The sequence below is a fragment of the Rhodobacter sp. JA431 genome (genome assembly GCF_900217725.1).
Classification (GTDB): domain Bacteria; phylum Pseudomonadota; class Alphaproteobacteria; order Rhodobacterales; family Rhodobacteraceae; genus Rhodobacter; species Rhodobacter aestuarii.
In genome coordinates this window covers 26634-45248 of record NZ_OBMP01000005.1, presented here as the reverse complement: position 1 = coordinate 45248, position 18615 = coordinate 26634, and the positions used below count along the sequence as shown (strand labels likewise).

Here is an 18615-nt window from a genome sequence, read left to right as displayed (position 1 = left end):
GTGTCGTCTTGCTAAGGCAAAAGGTCGCGTTTGAATGTTTGCGCGTAACATTGTGTCGCGCCTCTGATTTTGTGATCACAAAGCCGCCTTTCACCGATTTTTTTGCACTTGCGAAAGGATTATTTGATCTGGATGCGTGACTTGAGCGCCGGATCGTCTTAAGGAAAACACATAATTCCGGCCAACCCGCCCGCGCTTCCACTCCCAAGGCTCCGCGCTGGCGGCCCAGCACAGAGGGTTTCTCCAATGGCTGAAACGAAACGGGTCGAGCGACCCCTTTCCCCCTTCATGATCGGCCCCTATTACCGCCCGCAGATGACCTCGATGAGCTCCATCCTGACGCGGATCACGGGCAATGCGCTTATTGCGGGCTTTTTCCTCGGCGCGTGGTGGCTGATTGCCGCCGTGTCGAGCCCTTCCTATTTCGCTGTCGTCGATTGGATCGTGACCTCGTGGATCGGCTGGCTGTTCTTCACCGCCATGCTGTGGTCGATGTGGTACCACTACCTGACCGGCCTGCGGCACCTGCTGTGGGATACGGGCAAAGGCCTCGACATCGAGATCGCCGAGAAACTTGGCTGGGGCGCGCTGATTGGCGCCACCGGGCTGACGTTTGTCTCGCTCATCATTCTTTGGATCATCTAAGGGGATTCCCATGCGCTATCTGACCGATCGCAAACGCGCCGTGGGCAAAGGGGCCTCGGGCTCCGGGACTGAGCATTTCTGGTGGATGACGATGTCCTCGGTTGCGCTCGCCTTCCTCGTGCCGACCTTTATCTTCACCTTCGGTTCCGCCATTGGCGGCACGCAAGAAGAAGTCGTTGCCCATTTTGCGCGCCCGTTCCCGGCTATCTTGACCGCGCTTGTGACGCTGGTGGGGATGCGACACTTCGCCAAAGGCGCGCAGGTGATGCTGGAAGATTACACCGCTGGCAGCCTGCGCAAAGGGCTCGTCATCTTCGTCTATTCGCTGTCCTATCTGTTGACTGCGATTGTGCTCTATGCGCTGGGGAAAATGGTGTTCATGGACACCGCCGCGCAGATGCTGAACCAATAAGAGGCAGGACAGATGGCTTCCTACACTTACGAAACCCACAACTATGACGTGGTGGTGGTCGGTGCCGGTGGCGCGGGCCTGCGCGCCACGCTGGGCATGGCCGAACAAGGTCTGCGCACCGCTTGCGTGACCAAGGTGTTCCCGACCCGCTCGCACACCGTTGCCGCCCAAGGCGGTATCGCCGCTTCGCTTGGCAACATGGGCCCCGATAGTTGGCAGTGGCATATGTATGACACCGTCAAAGGCTCTGACTGGCTCGGCGACACGGATGCGATGGAATATCTGGCCCGTTCCGCCCCGGCGGCGGTCTATGAGCTGGAACATTACGGTGTGCCGTTCTCGCGCACCGAAGAAGGCAAAATCTACCAGCGCCCGTTCGGTGGCCACACCACCGAATTCGGCGAAGGCCCGCCGGTGCAACGCACCTGTGCTGCCGCCGACCGTACCGGCCACGCGATCTTGCACACGCTTTACGGTCAATCGCTCAAGAACAACGCGGAATTCTTCATCGAATATTTCGCGCTTGATCTGATCATGTCCGATGATGGCGTTTGCCAAGGCGTGGTCTGCTGGAAGCTTGATGACGGCACGATGCATGTCTTCAACGCGAAAATGGTCGTGTTGGCGACGGGCGGCTATGGCCGGGCCTATTTCTCGGCGACCTCGGCGCATACCTGCACCGGCGACGGTGGCGGGATGGTGGCGCGCGCAGGCCTGCCGCTGCAAGACATGGAATTCGTGCAGTTCCACCCGACCGGGATCTACGGCTCGGGCTGTCTGATCACCGAAGGCGTGCGCGGCGAGGGTGGTTACCTTACCAACGCCGAAGGCGAGCGCTTCATGGAACGCTACGCCCCGCACTACAAAGACCTTGCGCCGCGCGATTATGTCTCGCGCTGCATGACGCTGGAAATCCGCGAAGGCCGTGGTGTGGGCGAACACAAAGACCACATCTTCCTCAACCTCTCGCACCTTCCCAAAGAAGCGCTGGCCGAACGTCTGCCGGGCATCTCTGAATCGGCAAAAATCTTTGCCGGCGTCGATGTGACCAAGGAACCGATCCCGGTGCTGCCGACCGTGCACTACAACATGGGCGGTATTCCGACGAACTACTGGGGCGAAGCGCTCAACCCGACCGCCGAGAACCCGACCGCGATCGTGCCGGGCCTGATGGCCGTTGGCGAAGCGGGCTGTGCTTCGGTGCACGGGGCGAACCGTTTGGGCTCCAACTCGCTGATTGACCTTGTGGTGTTTGGCCGTGCCGCCGCTATTCGGGCCGGTGAAGTGGTCGACCCGAAAGCGCGTCCGGCGGAATACAACAAAGCCTCGGTCGACAAGTGCTTTGATCGCTTCGACGGGCTGCGTAACGCCAAGGGCGGTATCCCGACGGCGGAACTGCGTCTTGAGATGCAGCGCACCATGCAGGCCGATGCGGCGGTGTTCCGCACCGACAAAACGCTGGCCGAAGGCGTCGAGAACATGACCAAGATCGCAGGCAAGATGGGCGATCTCAAAGTCACCGACCGCTCGCTTGTGTGGAACAGCGACCTGATGGAAACGCTCGAGCTCACCAACCTGATGCCGAACGCGCTTGCCACCATCGTTGCCGCAGAAGCGCGTAAGGAAAGCCGTGGCGCCCATGCCTCGGAAGACCATACCACGCGTGACGATGAAAACTGGCGCAAACACTCGGTTGCCCGGGTCGAAGGGAACAAGGTCGATCTGAGCTATCGCCCTGTGATCACCGATCCGCTGACCACCGAGGCCGAGGGCGGGATCGCGCTTTCCACGATCGCGCCGAAGGCCCGCACGTTCTAATGGCGCGCGGCTGGGCATATGGGTTCACGGTGGCCGGGGTGACCCTTGCCGCCTGTGGCCCCGTGCCCGTCGAGGTGGCCGAACGGCAATGCCTGAACGAGGTGCGCCCCGTTGCCCCGGTTTCGGGGGAAGGGGCGATGGGGGTGACGTCTGAGGGCTTCCGCTCGAAGATGGAACTCACCTTCACCCTCGGCTCGGGCGGCCAAGGTGACCCCTCGGCCCGCTATAACGCCTGTGTCAAACGCAAATCCGGCCGCATGCCGACGCGGCCGCTCTACGCCCGAACCGACTGGAAGGGATAAACCATGGTTCAGTTCACGCTTCCCAAGAATTCGAAGATCCGCGTCGGCAAGACCTGGCCGCGGCCCGAGGGCGCGAAGAACGTCCGCAAGTTCATGATCTACCGCTGGGATCCGGACACCGGGGAAAACCCGCGGGTGGATACCTATTTCCTCGATATGGACCGCTGCGGCCCGATGGTTCTTGATGCGCTTTTGAAGATCAAGAACGAGATCGACCCGACGCTGACCTTCCGCCGCTCTTGCCGCGAAGGGATTTGCGGCTCCTGCGCGATGAACATCGACGGGATCAATACGCTCGCCTGTATCTACGGCTTGGATGAGGTGAAGGGCGATGTGAAGATTTACCCGCTGCCGCACATGCCGGTGGTGAAGGACCTTGTGCCCGATCTGACGCATTTCTACGCCCAGCACGCCTCGATCATGCCGTTCTTGCAAACCGCGACGAACGAGCCCGAGAAAGAATGGCGTCAGACGATTGAAGACCGCAAGAAGCTTGACGGTCTTTATGAATGCGTGATGTGCGCCTCCTGCTCGACCTCGTGCCCGAGCTACTGGTGGAACTCGGATCGTTACCTTGGCCCGGCGGCGCTGTTGCACGCTTATCGCTGGATCGTGGACAGCCGCGATGAAGCCACGGCGGAGCGTCTGGATGCGCTTGAAGACCCGTTCAAGCTTTATCGTTGCCACACGATCATGAACTGCACCAAAACCTGCCCGAAAGGGCTGAACCCGGCGAAAGCGATTGCCGAGATCAAAAAGCTCATGGTCAGCCGCCACGTCTAAGGCTGCTTACATTCCCGAAAGGCCTCGGTTTGCCGGGGCCTTTTGTTTTGGCGCTTAAAGAAGTTATGATATCGATAACGCCGCAGTGCAGAAAATGCATGTCCCAGTTGCAACATTAGCATGACATCTGCGGCGGGTTGTCGCGTATAAGCGCGGCAGGGAGGAACTCGAGTCTATAGGAGAGTTCCATGTCGAAGATCGTCACCTTCCGGAAGAATTCCGAAAGCGAAGCCGCCGCCGAAGCGCTGCGCATCCTCGAAGCCGCTTGGGCCTATTACACTCCCGAGCGTGGCGAGGCCGAAGAGGTCCACGAGACCGAACTCGAACAAATGTTCGATTACTACGCGGCCTGATAAGGCTTTTGTTTGCTAAGGGGCCAAGCCAAAGTGGCGCGACACATAGGAGCCGCGCCATGAAACTTGATCTGCCCGAACACACTGCGCCCGCCGATGCCGAGGCGCGCAAGGCGCTGGCGCCGGTGATCTGCTATCCGGTCGAAACCCTGCCGCGCCCCGATCTTGCCGCCTATCGCGCTGCGCGGGCAGGGTGGGAAACGATCGACGAGGTGATTGTGCCGCCGCGCGAGGCAGGGGCCTTCACCGTGCCTGCCGGATGCTTTTTTCGTATCGTGTCGGTTGAGGGCCCACAGGTGGGCGACCTGAACCTTTGGGCGCAAGGCAATCTGCAAGAGCGGTTCTTTTCAGGCAAAACCCGCGCGCTGCATGGCACGCATGTGAGCACGGGAGACCGGCTTTGGTCTTGCCTACCCTATCTGCGCCCGCTGGCGACGATCACCGACGACACGCTGGACTGGTATGGCTTCGATGCCTTTGGCGGCTCGGTTCATGATGTGATCGGCACGCGTTGCGACCCTTACACCCACAATTTGCTCTCTGGCGGCGATCATTATCACCACTGCTGCCACTCCAATCTGACCCGCGCGGTGATGCAGGCGACGGGGCGCACAAAGCTTGAGGCAGAGATGCAGGTGCATGATGTGCTCAATGTCTTCATGTGCACCGGCTTTACCCGCGACACCGGGCAGTATTTCATGAAGGCAAGCCCGGTGCGCCCCGGCGACTACCTTGAGTTCTTTGCCGAGATTGACCTTTTGGGCGCGCTTTCGGCCTGCCCCGGTGGGGATTGTTCCTCTGAACATAGCTCAGACACGGCCGCCTGTTATCCGCTCAAGGTCGAAATCTACCGCCCGCAAGCCACGCCAGATGGCTGGGTTTCGCCCGCGCCAAATAGTTATGACAGGACTCACGGCTGCGGGTGAAGGGCAGGGGGCTCGTCCCCCTCCAAATCATCGCGCAACTCAACTTCCAAGAACCGCTCGAATGCATCAAGGTCGAGCGGTTCAAATTGGCCGAAGCTTTGGATCCAGGTGATCGCCCCTTCCATCGAAAGCGGCTCCAGCTTACACCATTTCACCCGGCCGCGTTTCTCTTGGCTGATAAGCCCCGCGTCTGCCAAGATCGTCAGATGCTTTGAAATCGCGGCCAGCGACATTTGAAACGGCTCGGCGACATCGGTCACGGCCATATCGTCTTCCAGTAGCATTGTAAGAATGGCGCGCCGGGTCGGGTCGGCAAGCGCGGCAAAAATAGCATCAAGCGAGGCGGTCGGGGCTGTGGTCATGGCGCGACTTTGGAAGCCGCGCGGGAAAACGTCAACCGATCGGTTGAATATCGCGCAGGGGTGGGGCTTGCGCTAACAGTGCCGCCAGTGTGCTCGCTGAAAAAGTGAATGTAAGTAAGAGCAATGGCTTATGGTGTGCCAAGCGCTGCGCCAACAGCGTTGACTCATTGTCTCCGCATGGTTAGACAAACCTCAACCTGCGGGGGGCGTCTCATGTCGGATCCATCATTGGAAGAACCCGATCCCGAGCGTCTCGCGGCGCTCGAAAAACGACTTGCGAAACTGCGCAAGGAGGAAGTGGCGCCCAAACCTGCGGTGGATGGCAATTTGCGTATGGCCGATATGGCGTGGCGCATGGTCATCGAATTGGTTGCGGGGCTGGGGATCGGCTTCGGTATCGGCTACGGACTAGACGCCCTTCTGGGCACGAAGCCTTGGTTGATGCTGATCTTCGTTTTCTTCGGTCTGGCGGCGGGCGTGAAAGTCATGCTCCGGTCCGCCAATGACATGGCAAAGGCACAGGCGGCTGCGCAGGCAGCCGGCAAAGAGGGGAAATAGTCGTGGCAGAAGAAGCTGGCACCGGCCTTGTGTTCCACCCGATGGAACCGTTCAAAATTCACTCGCTGTTTGGCGGCGAAATTCACTGGTACACCCCCACCAACGCGACGCTGTGGATGTTCATTGGCATCCTTGCGATCTCGCTTCTGTTCATCGTCGGCACCCGTGGCCGCGCGATCGTTCCGAGCCGCGTGCAGTCGGTGGCGGAACTCGCCTATGGCTTCGTGCACAAGATGGTGGAAGATGTGGCTGGCAAAGACGGCCTGAAATACTTCCCCTACATCTTCACGCTGTTCCTCTTCATCGTGTTCGCCAACTTCCTTGGTCTGATCCCGATGGCCTTCACGCCCACCTCGCATATCGCGGTGACAGGCCTGATGGCGATGGCGGTGTTTATCTCTGTGACCGTGCTGGGCTTCATGAAGAACGGCGCTGGTTTCTTGGGGCTTTTCTGGGTCTCGTCGGCGCCGCTCGCGCTGCGCCCGCTTCTGGCTGTGATCGAAGTGATTTCCTACTTCGTGCGCCCGGTGAGCCACTCCATCCGGCTTGCGGGCAACATGATGGCTGGTCACGCGGTTATGGAAGTGTTCGCGGCCTTCGCGCCCCTGATCCTCGTGTCGGCGATCGGCGTTGCCGTGACCCCGCTCTCTGTTCTGGCAATCGTTGCGATGTATGCGCTCGAAATGCTGGTGGCCTTCGTTCAGGCCTACGTTTTCACCATCCTGACCTGCGTTTACCTCAAAGACGCGCTGCATCCGGGCCACTAAGGCCCGCAGCGTAAAACGCAAGTCTTCAACTTATCTAGCCAATTCCAACCTCAAGGAGTGTCGATCATGGAAGGCGATATCGTTCAAATGGGTGCCTACATCGGTGCTGGCCTCGCGTGCACCGGCATGGGCGGCGCTGCCGTCGGTGTGGGCCACGTTGTGGGCAACTTCATCTCGGGCGCGCTGCGCAACCCCTCGGCGGCTGCTTCGCAAACCGCCACCATGTTCATCGGTATCGCGTTCGCCGAAGCGCTGGGGATCTTCTCGTTCCTCGTCGCGCTTCTGCTGATGTTCGCCGTCTGATCCCACTACCTCATCCTTGCGGTCGGGTGGGCGCGACGTGCCCACCCGGTAACTGAGGGGTCCAGGGGGACGACATGGCAAACGAAACACACGCGGTCGACGCCGCTGCCGCTGTCGCCGGTCATGCCGCCGAAGCCGCAGAAAAAGGCGGAATGCCGCAGCTCGACTTTTCGACCTTCCCGAACCAGATCTTCTGGTTGCTGGTGACCCTGGTCGTGATCTACTGGCTTCTGACGCGCATTGCGCTTCCGCGCATCGCTTCGGTACTGGCAGATCGTCAAGGCACGATCTCGGGCGATATCGCTGCAGCTGAAGAATACAAGCTGAAGGCGAAAGAAGCCGAGGCCGCCTATGACAAGGCGCTCGCCGATGCTCGCGCGCAAGCGCAAAAGATCATCGCCGAGACCCGGGCCGAGATTCAAAAAGAACTCGACGCCGCGACGGCCAAAGCCGATGCGGAAATCGCCGGGCGTCTGGCGCAATCGGAAGCCGCGATCGGGGAGATCCGGGCCGGTGCTCTGGAAGCCGTGCAAACGGTGGCTTCTGAGACCGCAGCCGAAATCGTTGCGGCGCTGGGTGGCAAAGCCGATGCGGCCGCGCTCTCGGCGGCTGTGGATGCGCGGGTGAAAGGGTAACACGATGAAGAAACTTATGTTCCTGCTCGTGACGCTCTCTGCCTCTCCGGCGTTCGCGTCGGAAGGCCCGTTCTTCTCGCTGCGCAACGCGCATTTCGTGATCTTGGTCGCGTTCTTGATCTTCATCGGCGTGCTGCTGAAGTTCAAGGTTCCGTCGATGCTGATGGGTATGCTTGATAAGCGTGCCGAAGGCATCAAGGCCGAGTTGGAAGAAGCCCGGGCGCTGCGTGAAGAAGCGCAGACGATCCTTGCGTCTTACGAGCGCAAAGCGCGCGAAGTGACGAGCCAGGCCGAAGAGATTGTTGTGGCTGCCAAGCGCGATGCGCAACTGGCTGCTGAGCAAGCGAAAGAAGACCTGAAGGTGGCGATTGAGCGCCGTCTGAAGGCGGCCGAAGATCGCATCACCTCGGCGGAAGCTGCGGCGGTGAAAGAAGTCAAAGACCGTGCCGTGCAAGTGGCTGTTGCCGCTGCGGGCGAGGTTCTGGCGAAGCAAATGTCGGCGGCCGACAAAGCGGGGCTTATCGACTCGGCGATTGCCGAAGTGGAAACCCGTCTTCACTGAGCCAAACGACGGCAGACTTGAAAAACCCGGCCCTTGGCCGGGTTTTTTGTGTTTCGGGGATGGGTTCGCTCACCCCTCGGGCTTCGCGCTTTTCTCGTTTTGGTGTTGCAGGCGTAGACGCGCCAGCGCCTCATGCCGCTCGGTCTTGCGCTGCTCGGCCAAGGCCTTTTCCACGAATTCCATATGCGCGGCCACAGCGGCGCGGGCGGCGGCGCCATCGCGTGCCTGAATGGCGGCGTTGATGCCACGATGCTGTTCCAAAAGCGCGTCGCGGGTGGAGCGATTGCGGAACATGATCTGCCGATTGTAGAAAACGCCCTCCGCCAGCAGGTCGAACATCGAGCGCATCATATGCAGCATGATGATGTTATGCCCGGCCTCCACAATCGCCATATGAAACTGCGCATCAAGGCTGGCTTCATCGGCGGGATTGCGTTTGCTATGCGCGGCTTCCATGCGGGCGAAAAGCGTGTCGATCACCTTCAAATCGGTGTCGGAGCCCAGCTTTGCGGCGCGCTCCGCGGCCATGCCCTCGAGGTCGCGTCGGAAAGTGAGATAGTCGAACACCGCCTGATCGTTGCGGGCAAAAAGCCGGATCAGCGCAGGTGAGAACGCATGGCCGAGCACTTCGGCAACGAAGATGCCCGAACCTGCGCGGGTGGTCAAAAGCCCCGCTTCTTGCAGTTCGGCTACCGCCTCGCGCAGGCTGGGGCGCGATACGGCCAAGCGCTCAGACAATTCGCGCTCTGAGGGCAGGCGTTCGCCGGGGCGCAGCACGCCTTGCAAGATCAGATTTTCTATCTGACGCACAACGGCCGAAGCCAGCTTTTCGGATTCAATCTTCTGAAATGGCATGCTCTCCCCCTCGCGGTCAGAAACTATGACCAATCCAAAGGGCGGGCAAGAAAAGAAAGCCGGGCCAGCGGGGTAGCAGGCCCGGCTTTTGAGTGAAGGTATACGCCCTTATTGGTTCGGGCGGATGATAAATTCGACGCGGCGGTTTTGCGCTTTGCCCTCGGGGGTGTAGTTCGAGGCCACAGGCTGATCTTCGCCCCGGCCATAGGCCACCACGCGCTGACGCGGCACGCCAGCACCCACAAGAATATCGGCAACCGAGCGCGCGCGCGCCTCAGACAGGCGCTGGTTATACGAGGCATCGCCATCGGCATCGGTATGGCCGATCACCTCGACCGTGGTGTCGTGGTAGCGGTTCAGGCTGCCTGCGAGCGTGTAGAGATCGCGTTGCAGGTCAGGCCGCACGCTGGAACTATCGGTTGCGAAAAGCACGTCTTGCGGCATCGTCACAACAAGCTGGTTGCCGGTGTTGACGACAGAGACGCCGTTGGTGTCCAGATCGCGGCGCAGCTCTTGCGCTTGCCGGTCGAGTTGGTTGCCGATGGCGCCACCAATCAGCCCGCCAACAATGGCGCCCGCAGCCGCTTTCGTCAGCCGCTCGTCTCCGCCGCTGCTGGCCCCAATCGCGCCGCCAATCAAGGCTCCGGTGATGGCGCCTCCGCGCGTATTGGCATTCGGGTCGGCGTTCCCATTATAGCCTTGGCTATAAGGATCGGTGCAGGCGCCAAGCGCCAGAAGAGCCACGGCGGAGCCGAGGAGAAGCGGTGATTTCGTCATGATCTGCCCTGTCTTTGCGCAGCCTTTCGGCCATTGCTTTTACCATACGCCAGAAAGCGGATTATGTTCCATGCCTGTGCAGATTTCGGGCAGGTTTCCGCGCATCACTTCTGGGCGAGCGTTTGTGATAGAGGGGCTTGAGCGTCACGCCGCGCCGCCTCACGCGCCAAGATCGCGCGTTTGACCGGTAAGCCCCAATGGTAGCCGCCAAGGCCTCCCGATTGCCGCAAAACCCGGTGGCAGGGGATCAAAAGCGCAATCGGATTGCGGCCAACGGCCGTGCCAACAGCCCGCGCCGCTTTCGGCGCGTTGATTTGGCTTGCCAGCGCCGAATAGGTGGTGACGGCGCCGGGCGGCAGCGCCAAGAGGGCCTCCCAGACCTTGAGTTGGAAAGGCGCGCCAATCAGGGAAAGCGCGACCTCCCCTTGCCCCCCGAGGGCTGCCGTGGCCAAGGGGGCGAGCGTTACAGGGTCTTCGCGCAATTCAGCCCCGGGCCACCGGCGGATCATGTCGATGAAGGCCGCGTCAAAGCCAAGTTCCGCGGTGAAGGCCAACCCGCAAATGCCGCGCTCTGTTGCAAAGATCAGCGCTTCGCCAAATGGGGAGGCAAAACGCCCCCAGCGGATCACTTGCCCCGCCGCCCCAGCGGCAAATTCCCCCGGTGTCATCGCTTCCCATCGCAGGATCAGATCATGCAGCCGCGAGGCGGTGGAAAGCCCTGCAGCGGCGGCCACCTGCTCAAGCGGCAACTGCCCAGCCAAGAGGTCGCGTGCAAGCGAAAGCGACAAATATTGTGTGTAGCGCTTGGGGGAGACGCCTGCCCAAGCGGTGAAGAGCTTTTGGAAATGCGCCGCCGAAAAGCCAAGTCGCGCGGCCAGATCGGTGAGGGAGATTTGTGCCGGCAGCCCTGCCGCCAAAGCCTCGGCCTGTGCGGCATCGATTTCGGCAATCGCGCGGGCTATCACCCGGTAGTGATAGCTGTCTTCAAGCGAGGTGTTGGTGGGGGCTGGCGCGGGCATGGGGGTCTCCTTGCCTGAAGACTAGCCCGCGTGGGACAGCATAGCGACCCGAAAGCTGTGATTTCGAGGCGCTTTAAGCGGCCAAACGGCGCGCCCGCGCAATGCGCTCGCGGCGGAACATGGCCACTTCCCAATCTTCAAGCCAAGCGCGCGCAGCATCTTTATGCCCAGCCACCACACGGGCCGAAAGCGCGCCGCGCATCCGGTCAGGCAGAAGGGATAGGTAGGGCGCATCGGCATGCACGGTCGAGACCCACATCCCATCTGCGAGCACCACCTCCGGCGTTGGGAACAGCATGGAGTAAAGCTGTTGGCGCCCCGGCCCGGCTTCGGCTTTGGGCAGCGCATGTTTGGCCTTTGCGAACATCTCGCTTTCACCAAACCAGAGTTCCAATTCGTGACCTGCCAGCAAAACCCCGGTGCCCGGAGAGAGCAGCACGTCGCGTTCAGGTAGTGCTTCGCCAAAGCAATTGGCGGCCAGAACCAGCGGGCGGGTTTCTTCGGGGGCGCGGCGCGGCATCGTATGCACACCGACCCAAAGAAGCGATTGATAGCCATTGTCGCGCGTTAGCACGCGGTCTCCCGGGCGCAGCCAATCAATGGGGGTGGGGCCTTCGGCGGTCGCAATCATCGCGCCGGTGCCAAGCGAGGGGATCACGGCAATTTCTTCGGGGCTGGCGGCGCGCGCGGGCAGGGCGAAGGGCTCCGCCTCGGGGTATTCGGTGCCCGGCGTCAGATGATCAGAGGGCATGAAAAGGCACAATACGCCATCAATCTCGATCCGGTCGAGCCGCAGTGTGCCACCCTCGGGCTTTTCAAGGATCAGCGGCACATCGGCTGTCATCGTGCCCTGCATCACCGTGGCGCCCAGGGCATCATGCAACTGGGCACCTTCTTCGGTGTGCAAGACGGTCCACATCATCGTGGCGGCATCAAAGTCATAGGCAAGCGACCACAGCTTGCGTTCGGCATCAAAATTGAGAACCGAAACCGGATAGCCGTATTCCATAACACCTCCTGCCGTGCTGCACCCCGACTCGACGTCCAGTTTTCCCCGATCACGGCAAATGAAGCGTTAACAGCAGTGACGAAACGTCTCCATTTCACCAAATCTGGTTAAGAGGCGGCACGCCCTCTTGCCCGTTTTCGATCTGCCGGGCAGAAGAGGTCTATGGTCGCGCAGCTTGATTACACCCGCATGCAAGAGGTTTTCCGTCGATTTTCGGCGGCGGAACCGCATCCCAAAGGCGAATTGGAGCATACCAACGCCTTTACGCTTTTGGTGGCGGTGGCGCTTTCTGCCCAAGCGACCGATGTGGGCGTGAACAAAGCGACCCGCGCGCTGTGGCCGGTGGCCGATACCCCGCAAAAGATGCTGGATTTGGGCGAAGACGGGTTGATCGAGCATATCAAGTCTATCGGGCTTTACCGCAACAAGGCCAAGAATGTGATCAAGCTCAGCCGGATTTTGGTCGAGCAATATGGTGGCGAGGTGCCCTCGTCGCGTGCGGCGCTGATCAGCTTGCCCGGGGTGGGGCGCAAAACCGCCAATGTCGTGCTCAATATGTGGTGGGGGCATCCGGCACAGGCGGTCGATACCCATATTTTCCGCGTCGGCAACCGCAGCGGCATTTGCCCCGGCAAAGATGTCGATGTGGTGGAGCGCGCGATTGAAGACAATGTGCCGGTGGAGTGGCAGCGCCATGCGCATCACTGGCTGATTTTGCATGGGCGCTACATTTGCACCGCCCGCAAACCCCGCTGCGCCGATTGCCTGATCCGCGATCTGTGCGGCTTTGAGGAGAAAACCGAATGAAGAAATATCAGGTTGTCGGGATCGGCAACGCGATTGTCGATGTGATTGCCCAATGTGAAGACGCGTTTTTGGATGTGAACGGCATCGACAAGGGCGTGATGCAACTGATCGAGCAGGATCGGGCCGAAACGCTTTATGATGCAATGTCAGAGCGGACCGAGGCGCCCGGCGGTTCTGTCGGCAACACCATCGCGGGGCTGGGCAACCTTGGTTTGAAAACCGCCTTCATTGGCCGGGTGGCAGACGATGGGCTTGGTCACTTTTATGAGGCCGCACTGAAAGCGGAAGGCACCGATTTTCCGAATCCGCCGGTGAAAGGGGCCGATCTGCCCTCCTCGCGGTCGATGATCTTCGTGACCCCGGATGGCGAGCGCTCGATGAATACCTACTTGGGCATTTCGGCAGAGCTCTCCACCGAGGACGTGCCGCTTGAGGTGGTGGAAAGCACCGAGATCCTGTTCCTCGAGGGGTATCTTTTTGACAAAGACCACGGCAAGGCCGGGTTCCTCAAGGCGGCGCAGGGCTGCCATCGGGGCGGCGGGCGTGCGGGCATTTCGCTTTCCGACCCGTTCTGTGTCGATCGCCACCGCGACAGCTTCCGTCGCTTGGTGAAAGAGGAGATGGATTTCGCGCTCGGGAACGAGCACGAATGGGCCTCGCTCTACCAGACCGATCTCGAGAGCGCGTTGAAACAAGCGGCGACGGAATGCGGCTTGGTGGTTTGCACCCGTTCGGGCGCCGATGTGGTGTTGATCCGTGGTGAAGAGCGGGTCGAAGTGCCGGTGCACCGCGTGGTGCCGGTAGATGCGACCGGTGCGGGCGACCAATTCGCGGCGGGCTTCCTTTATGGCTATGCCACCGGCAAGCCGCTTGACGTTGCGGGCCGTATGGGCTGCGTCGCGGCCGCCGAAGTCATCAGCCATTACGGCGCGCGCCCTGAAGCGGATATCTTGGACATGTTCCGCGCTGAAGGTCTCGTGTAACGGTCCCCCGTGAAAAGTGATCCATGAGAAAGGGCGCCGTTGTGGCGCCCTTCGTCTTTATGCCAAGCGATCATTTGAGCGCAGGGCGAAAAATGGACCGGTGCGATTTTGCGCGGGGCCGCCGGGTAAGCGATCACGGTGAGATGTGCTGTCGGCGTGAAATGTTAGGGTTTGGGCGTGGAGACATTGGAGAAAAGCGCTCCGGCCTTCAGCCACAGTCGCTTTGCCGGGGCCAGCAGGAACTGACGAAGGTCATCTCGAACAACGCTCATGGAACGACAGTAAGCTGTTCTGAGCGGTCGGTCCCATCCCGCATCCGCTTCACCATCGGACAGGCCAACATAAGTCCCGCTAAGTGCGTCAGGCACGTCGGAGCGGGTGATTTCGTGCATCTGCGGTTTTCGCCGGTTCCCGTTGAACAGAATTTGGTATGGGATCGCTCGGCTCTCCAGAATGTCGAAGAGCGTTTGGTACATCGCGTGAATGTTGACGACCTCCAAGATCGGCAACCAAGTGTCTTTTGGATACGCGCCCGTTCGGGGCAAGCTCTTCTCGATCCTCCTGCGCCGTTTCGCCCGAGACAGAAGGTCGCCAATTGGCGCGACGATCACGGTCGCTTCATGGGTAAAGCCATAGCTGAGGCATCTGTCTAAGAAGGGATCCTCAAGAAGATCCCATGACTCAAGCGAAAGCCTGTTCTTTTGCCGGGCGAGCGCAAGAAACAGCAGGTTGTAGTGAAGCACCGAGTCTTGGCTTGGGAAGCCACCATAAACGAATTGAAATGCGTAACACACGTTCGTGGGCGCGGTGCGTTCAATCCAAGTCGATTTTCCGGCGTTCGAAGGGCCGATCAAGAGACGCAATCAGCCCTCGCAAAAATAGTTAGGTTTCATTTTTCGTGTGTGTCGCTTTGGGGTTTCCGCTCAAAGTTGTAACGGGCGCCCTAGGGCGCCCGTTACTTAATCTCCAAGCTTCGCGTGAACCTCGGCGAGATCAACCTCGCCGATTGGCATCTTATTGTCTGGGTCGTCGAAGTCATATTTGAACAGCTGGAAATCCTTCTTGTAGATTTCCCACACCAGATGGCGCGACAGGTCGTCGAAATAGTCGCTCACCTTATGCGCGCGTTTCGGCCCGTGGCCTTCGCTTTCGTTGAAGCGCGGGATCGTGGCGAGGTCGATCGGATGCGCGGTCTCGATATTGTCGAGCACGACTTGCATCCCCTCGTTGAACTTCTCGGTGAAGAAGATGTGGTCGTATTGGCCACCGTTGACGATGAAGGTCGAGATATGCCCCGACATGGCGGACCAGTGGATGTCGGGTTCCATCGGGCGACGCCAGCGGATGGTATCGCGCGCGAATAGCAAGAAGCGGCGGAACGACTTCACCTGATCGAAATCGAAATTGTCTTCCGGGCTGCCGACCTCGATGCCGTATTTCTGGATCAGTTGCGGCACAAGGTTGCCCCGGTAGCGTTTGCCGTTCCTTTGAATGCCCGCGATCTTGTCAAAGAACGAGCTCAGAATCCGCGCATAGGGGTTGCGCACGCAGGTGAAGGCGTAGCTTTGGTGCCCCTTCACATTGCGCTCAATCGCCTTTTGGCTCTCGTCTTGGCTCCATTTATGCAGCCCCGAGGTGCTGTCGTGGATGTCGCCATCAAAGAAGCGGCCATGGTCGGAGTAGAACATGATCTGCCCGATCGACGAGCAGGCGCATTTGGGAACGACGCGATAGACGACGCTTTCGCTTTCGGTCATCCAGGTTCCGGGAAACCCCATAAACTCAGCCTCCAACTTCGATGCGATGACCTTTCGCACCGATCTTTTGAGAATTCCTTCCCATGAAGCAAAGAAGCTCTGTTTTTTCAATGCCCTTTGGCGCTATTACCACAGATAAACCCAAAACCGCGGACGAGCTGTTTCCCAAATGGCAAAAATCGCCTTCATCCTGCTCACTCACAAAGATCCCGAAGGGATCATTGCTCAGGCCGAGCGGCTGACCTCGGCGGGTGACTATGTCTCCATCCACTTTGATGCACGCGCCAAGCCAGAAGACTTTGAGCGCATCAAATCGGCGCTGGAAACCAACCCGTCGGTGACTTTCGCGCGCAAGCGGCGCAAATGCGGTTGGGGCGAATGGAGCCTTGTGGGGGCAACGCTTGAAGCGGTGCGGGCAGCGGTTGAAGCCTTCCCCAAAGCCACGCATTTCTACATGCTTTCAGGCGATTGCATGCAGATCAAAAGTGCGGAATTCGCGCATCGTTTCCTGGATGCCGAGGATGTGGATTATATCGAGAGCTTCGATTTCTTCGCCTCAGACTGGATCAAGACCGGCTTCAAGGAAGAGCGGCTAGTCTATCGGCACTGGTTCAATGAACGCACCCAGCCGAAGCGGTTCTATGCTGCGTTTGATCTGCAAAAGAAGTTCAATCTGACCCGCAAGATCCCCGATGACATCCAGATGATGATCGGCTCGCAATGGTGGTGCCTGCGGCGGCGCACGATTGAATGGGTGCTCGATTTCTGCCGCGAACGCCCCGATGTGATGCGGTTTTTCCGCACCACATGGATCCCGGACGAGACCTTTTTCCAGACCATCGTGCGCCATGTCGTGCCGGAAAAGGAAATCCGCAATCGGACGCTCACCTTCTTGATGTTCACCGATTACGGTATGCCGGTGACGTTTTACAACGACCACTACGATCTTCTTTTGGGGCAAGACTATCTGTTTGCCCGCAAAATCAGCCCCGATGCGGTTGAACTGAAGGAACGGCTTGGCGCGTTGTGGCAGGCCGAAGGGGTGAGTTTCGACATTTCAAACGAAGGCCGGGCGCTTTTTGCCTTTCTAACCGGTCGCGGGCGGATCGGGCGGCGGTTTGCGCCGCGCTTTTGGGAGCGCGAATCCACCCTTGGGCGTGAACGCACGCTGATGATGGTCGTGTGCAAGAAGTGGCATGTCGCCAAACGGCTCGTAGAGCAGGTGCACCATCATGCCGGGCTTCCGGTGATCGAATATCTGTTCAACGAAGAGGGCGGTCTGCCTGATTTGGGCGGGATCGAGCGCACGGTCGATAAGCGCAACCGACACCGCCGCGCGTTGCTGCGGATGTTGTTTGACTATTATGAAAGCGACCGGCTGGTGATTTGCCTCGATCCGGCGGGGCTCGAACTGATGCAGGATTTCACCTCGGACAAATGCACCACGCGGGTGCTAGAGGTCGAATGCTACTTCTCGGATGAGTATCTCATTGGTCACGCCCGGCGGGTGGGCTTGGCCGGGGAACATACCTCACGCGAGGTGCTGGATCGGCTCTTGCCGACGATCCGCTATGACCTTCAGCACGAAAGCGATCAGATGCGCGACGCGCAATTCCCGAACTTTTCGCGCATGCGCGAGGCGGCTAGCCCCGAGGAAAACGCCCATGCCTTGGCGCAATTCCTTGGCATCAAGACAGAGCTTGCGCAGCAGATCGCGGCCACCGATTATCTGTTCGTCGATTAAGGAGACACGACTTTGGCCTATGTCTATGACGATACGAATATCTTTGCCCGCATCCTGCGCGGCGAGATCCCCAATAAAACGGTCTATGAAACCGAGCATACGCTGGCCTTCGCCGATATCGCGCCCAAAGCACCCGCGCATGTGCTGGTGATCCCGAAGGGGCCCTATGTCACCTATGACCACTTCTGTGCCGCAGCGAGCGCGGAAGAGATCGTCGATTTCTCGCGTGCTGTGGCTGAGGTGGTGAAACTGGTGGGTGCCGAGGCACATTCGGGCGGCAAAGGCTTCCGCGCGATCACCAATGCGGGGGAGCATGGCGTGCAAGAAGTGCCGCATTTCCACCTGCACATTCTGGCCGGGCGCAACATTGGCCCGATGATCCTTTCCGAAGACTGAGGCAGAGCGCCGCAGGAGTGCTTGCTCGGCGGCGGTCTTTTCGCGTAAATCACGGACAACCAATTTCGGCCCAGCATGCAGGGAGCTTGCCATGACCAACACCCCCGAGACCCAGACCGTGACCAGCTGGAAAGTGGCCTGTGATGGGGGCGAAGGTGGGCACCCGCGCGTTTGGCTGACGATCCCGCAAGACGAAGGCCAAACGGTTTGCCCCTATTGCGGCAAAACCTTCGTGATTGACCGCGAACACGCGCACGACGACCACTGAGATCAAGCGGCCATCCCGTCCACATGGCCTTAGCTGATCGGGATGGCGGCCTCTCCGCAGGGAAGGGCTGGTTGGCCGGTGGTGTTTTGCAGGAATTCTGGAACGCGATTGCCCGACCAGATTTCAATCCGGTTTCCCCCGCTCATGCTACCATTGCCCGTTGCGGTCCCGGTCCAGCGATCTTGATAGGTAAAATAGACGCGCCCGGTTTCGCCGTTTGAACAGGTGACATCGGCTTGTCCCGCACCAAACCAATTGCTTTCGGTCCAAGTTCCGCCGCAGGTCACCCCATTTGATAAGGCGCCGCGCAACACGCCTGTGCCGCGCCCGATCGCGCGCCCAGCAAACCACAGGCCGCTTTCTCCAACGCAAGCCAGAACGCGGGAGCAGCTTTCGCTATCCTCGGTCATTTCGCAGGGGGCGTGGAGTTCTGTGGCGGCCGTGCGATCATCGGCGGGTTTGGGCTGGACCGGGCGCAACTCTTGCGCGGGAACCGAGGTTGCGAACAGGCCAAGGGCGGCGAGCGCTGGAATGAGGGGCCGTAACATGGCAATACCTGCTATAAATGGACTGA

General features: G+C 59.9%; 25 protein-coding genes. 17 read left to right on the top strand and 8 right to left on the bottom strand.

Annotation, left to right across the window (positions count from 1 at the left end):
• Positions 1-246: 246 nt before the first annotated feature.
• The 7 genes from sdhC (at position 247) to CRO18_RS11365 (ending at position 5239) form a co-directional block, all read left to right on the top strand.
• On the top strand, positions 247-645 hold the full coding sequence (gene sdhC, locus CRO18_RS11390; protein ID WP_076483663.1) for a succinate dehydrogenase, cytochrome b556 subunit: 399 nt from the start codon (positions 247-249) through the stop codon (positions 643-645).
• A gap of 10 nt (positions 646-655) precedes the next feature.
• A complete protein-coding gene (sdhD, locus tag CRO18_RS11385; protein WP_076483662.1) occupies positions 656-1057 on the top strand; it encodes a succinate dehydrogenase, hydrophobic membrane anchor protein in 402 nt (133 codons plus the stop codon).
• 12 nt (positions 1058-1069) lie between these two features.
• The gene (sdhA, locus tag CRO18_RS11380; RefSeq protein ID WP_097082212.1) at positions 1070-2875 is read left to right on the top strand and encodes a succinate dehydrogenase flavoprotein subunit; all 1806 of its coding nucleotides are present in this window, start codon (positions 1070-1072) and stop codon (positions 2873-2875) included.
• A complete protein-coding gene (locus tag CRO18_RS11375; protein WP_076483660.1) occupies positions 2875-3177 on the top strand; it encodes a hypothetical protein in 303 nt (100 codons plus the stop codon). The genes sdhA and CRO18_RS11375 overlap by 1 nt, the downstream gene beginning before the upstream one ends.
• 3 nt (positions 3178-3180) lie before the next feature.
• Positions 3181-3960, top strand: coding sequence for a succinate dehydrogenase iron-sulfur subunit (locus CRO18_RS11370; RefSeq protein WP_097082211.1), 780 nt, complete (start codon positions 3181-3183; stop codon positions 3958-3960).
• 188 nt (positions 3961-4148) lie between these two features.
• Positions 4149-4313 carry a hypothetical protein gene (locus CRO18_RS18830; protein WP_170952645.1) on the top strand — a complete coding sequence of 55 codons (165 nt, stop codon included), beginning with the start codon at positions 4149-4151 and terminating at the stop codon, positions 4311-4313.
• Between the two features lie 59 nt (positions 4314-4372).
• Positions 4373-5239 (top strand): DUF1989 domain-containing protein, encoded by an 867-nt coding sequence (locus CRO18_RS11365; protein ID WP_097082210.1) that lies wholly within the window; start codon positions 4373-4375, stop codon positions 5237-5239.
• Here the strand turns inward: CRO18_RS11365 and CRO18_RS11360 are convergent.
• A complete protein-coding gene (locus CRO18_RS11360; protein ID WP_097082209.1) occupies positions 5224-5601 on the bottom strand; it encodes a helix-turn-helix transcriptional regulator in 378 nt (125 codons plus the stop codon). The genes CRO18_RS11365 and CRO18_RS11360 overlap by 16 nt on opposite strands.
• Before the next feature lie 213 nt (positions 5602-5814).
• Between CRO18_RS11360 and CRO18_RS11355 the strand changes: the two genes are divergently transcribed.
• The 5 genes from CRO18_RS11355 (at position 5815) to CRO18_RS11335 (ending at position 8426) form a co-directional block, all read left to right on the top strand.
• Complete coding sequence (locus CRO18_RS11355) at positions 5815-6159, top strand: AtpZ/AtpI family protein (RefSeq protein ID WP_097082208.1); 345 nt, start codon at positions 5815-5817, stop codon at positions 6157-6159.
• A gap of 2 nt (positions 6160-6161) precedes the next feature.
• Positions 6162-6926: a F0F1 ATP synthase subunit A gene (locus CRO18_RS11350; RefSeq protein ID WP_170952644.1), complete on the top strand. Its 765-nt coding sequence runs from the start codon at positions 6162-6164 to the stop codon at positions 6924-6926.
• 66 nt (positions 6927-6992) lie between these two features.
• Positions 6993-7229, top strand: coding sequence for a F0F1 ATP synthase subunit C (locus CRO18_RS11345; protein ID WP_013066486.1), 237 nt, complete (start codon positions 6993-6995; stop codon positions 7227-7229).
• Between the two features lie 74 nt (positions 7230-7303).
• Positions 7304-7864, top strand: coding sequence for a F0F1 ATP synthase subunit B' (locus tag CRO18_RS11340; protein WP_076483655.1), 561 nt, complete (start codon positions 7304-7306; stop codon positions 7862-7864).
• Positions 7865-7868: 4 nt separating this feature from the next.
• The gene (locus tag CRO18_RS11335; RefSeq protein ID WP_076483654.1) at positions 7869-8426 is read left to right on the top strand and encodes a F0F1 ATP synthase subunit B; all 558 of its coding nucleotides are present in this window, start codon (positions 7869-7871) and stop codon (positions 8424-8426) included.
• A 69-nt stretch (positions 8427-8495) separates the two neighbouring features.
• On the opposite strand, the gene CRO18_RS11330 is transcribed toward CRO18_RS11335, so the two are convergent.
• From CRO18_RS11330 to CRO18_RS11315, 4 genes are all read right to left on the bottom strand, one after another.
• The gene (locus CRO18_RS11330) at positions 8496-9281 is read right to left on the bottom strand and encodes a FadR/GntR family transcriptional regulator (protein WP_097082207.1); all 786 of its coding nucleotides are present in this window, start codon (positions 9279-9281) and stop codon (positions 8496-8498) included.
• A gap of 108 nt (positions 9282-9389) precedes the next feature.
• Positions 9390-10058, bottom strand: a complete 669-nt coding sequence (locus CRO18_RS11325; protein ID WP_097082206.1) for an OmpA family protein — start codon at positions 10056-10058, stop codon at positions 9390-9392.
• 104 nt (positions 10059-10162) lie between these two features.
• The gene (locus CRO18_RS11320; RefSeq protein WP_076483651.1) at positions 10163-11077 is read right to left on the bottom strand and encodes a methylated-DNA--[protein]-cysteine S-methyltransferase; all 915 of its coding nucleotides are present in this window, start codon (positions 11075-11077) and stop codon (positions 10163-10165) included.
• Positions 11078-11150: 73 nt separating this feature from the next.
• Entirely contained in the window at positions 11151-12086 is a 936-nt protein-coding gene (locus CRO18_RS11315; protein WP_097082205.1) for a Hint domain-containing protein, read from the bottom strand.
• Positions 12087-12248: 162 nt separating this feature from the next.
• Here CRO18_RS11315 and nth point away from each other — a divergent pair, with 162 nt between their 5' ends.
• Together nth and CRO18_RS11305 are read left to right on the top strand one after the other, a co-directional pair.
• A complete protein-coding gene (gene nth / locus CRO18_RS11310; protein ID WP_097082204.1) occupies positions 12249-12893 on the top strand; it encodes an endonuclease III in 645 nt (214 codons plus the stop codon).
• Entirely contained in the window at positions 12890-13876 is a 987-nt protein-coding gene (locus tag CRO18_RS11305) for an adenosine kinase (protein ID WP_097082203.1), read from the top strand. Before nth ends, CRO18_RS11305 begins: the two co-directional genes overlap by 4 nt.
• Positions 13877-14040: 164 nt before the next feature.
• Here the strand turns inward: CRO18_RS11305 and CRO18_RS11300 are convergent, their stop codons facing one another.
• Positions 14041-14739, bottom strand: a complete 699-nt coding sequence (locus tag CRO18_RS11300; protein WP_143128630.1) for a hypothetical protein — start codon at positions 14737-14739, stop codon at positions 14041-14043.
• Positions 14740-14835: 96 nt separating this feature from the next.
• Positions 14836-15654, bottom strand: coding sequence for a sulfotransferase family protein (locus CRO18_RS11295; RefSeq protein ID WP_097082201.1), 819 nt, complete (start codon positions 15652-15654; stop codon positions 14836-14838).
• Between the two features lie 148 nt (positions 15655-15802).
• Here CRO18_RS11295 and CRO18_RS11290 point away from each other — a divergent pair, with 148 nt between their 5' ends.
• From CRO18_RS11290 to CRO18_RS11280, 3 genes are all read left to right on the top strand, one after another.
• Positions 15803-17377 (top strand): DUF5928 domain-containing protein, encoded by a 1575-nt coding sequence (locus CRO18_RS11290; RefSeq protein WP_097082200.1) that lies wholly within the window; start codon positions 15803-15805, stop codon positions 17375-17377.
• A gap of 12 nt (positions 17378-17389) precedes the next feature.
• Entirely contained in the window at positions 17390-17773 is a 384-nt protein-coding gene (locus CRO18_RS11285) for an HIT domain-containing protein (protein ID WP_076483644.1), read from the top strand.
• Between the two features lie 91 nt (positions 17774-17864).
• Positions 17865-18041 (top strand): zinc-finger domain-containing protein, encoded by a 177-nt coding sequence (locus CRO18_RS11280; protein WP_076483643.1) that lies wholly within the window; start codon positions 17865-17867, stop codon positions 18039-18041.
• 29 nt (positions 18042-18070) lie between these two features.
• Here the strand turns inward: CRO18_RS11280 and CRO18_RS11275 are convergent, their stop codons facing one another.
• Positions 18071-18589, bottom strand: coding sequence for a hypothetical protein (locus CRO18_RS11275; RefSeq protein WP_097082199.1), 519 nt, complete (start codon positions 18587-18589; stop codon positions 18071-18073).
• Positions 18590-18615 lie beyond the last annotated feature (26 nt).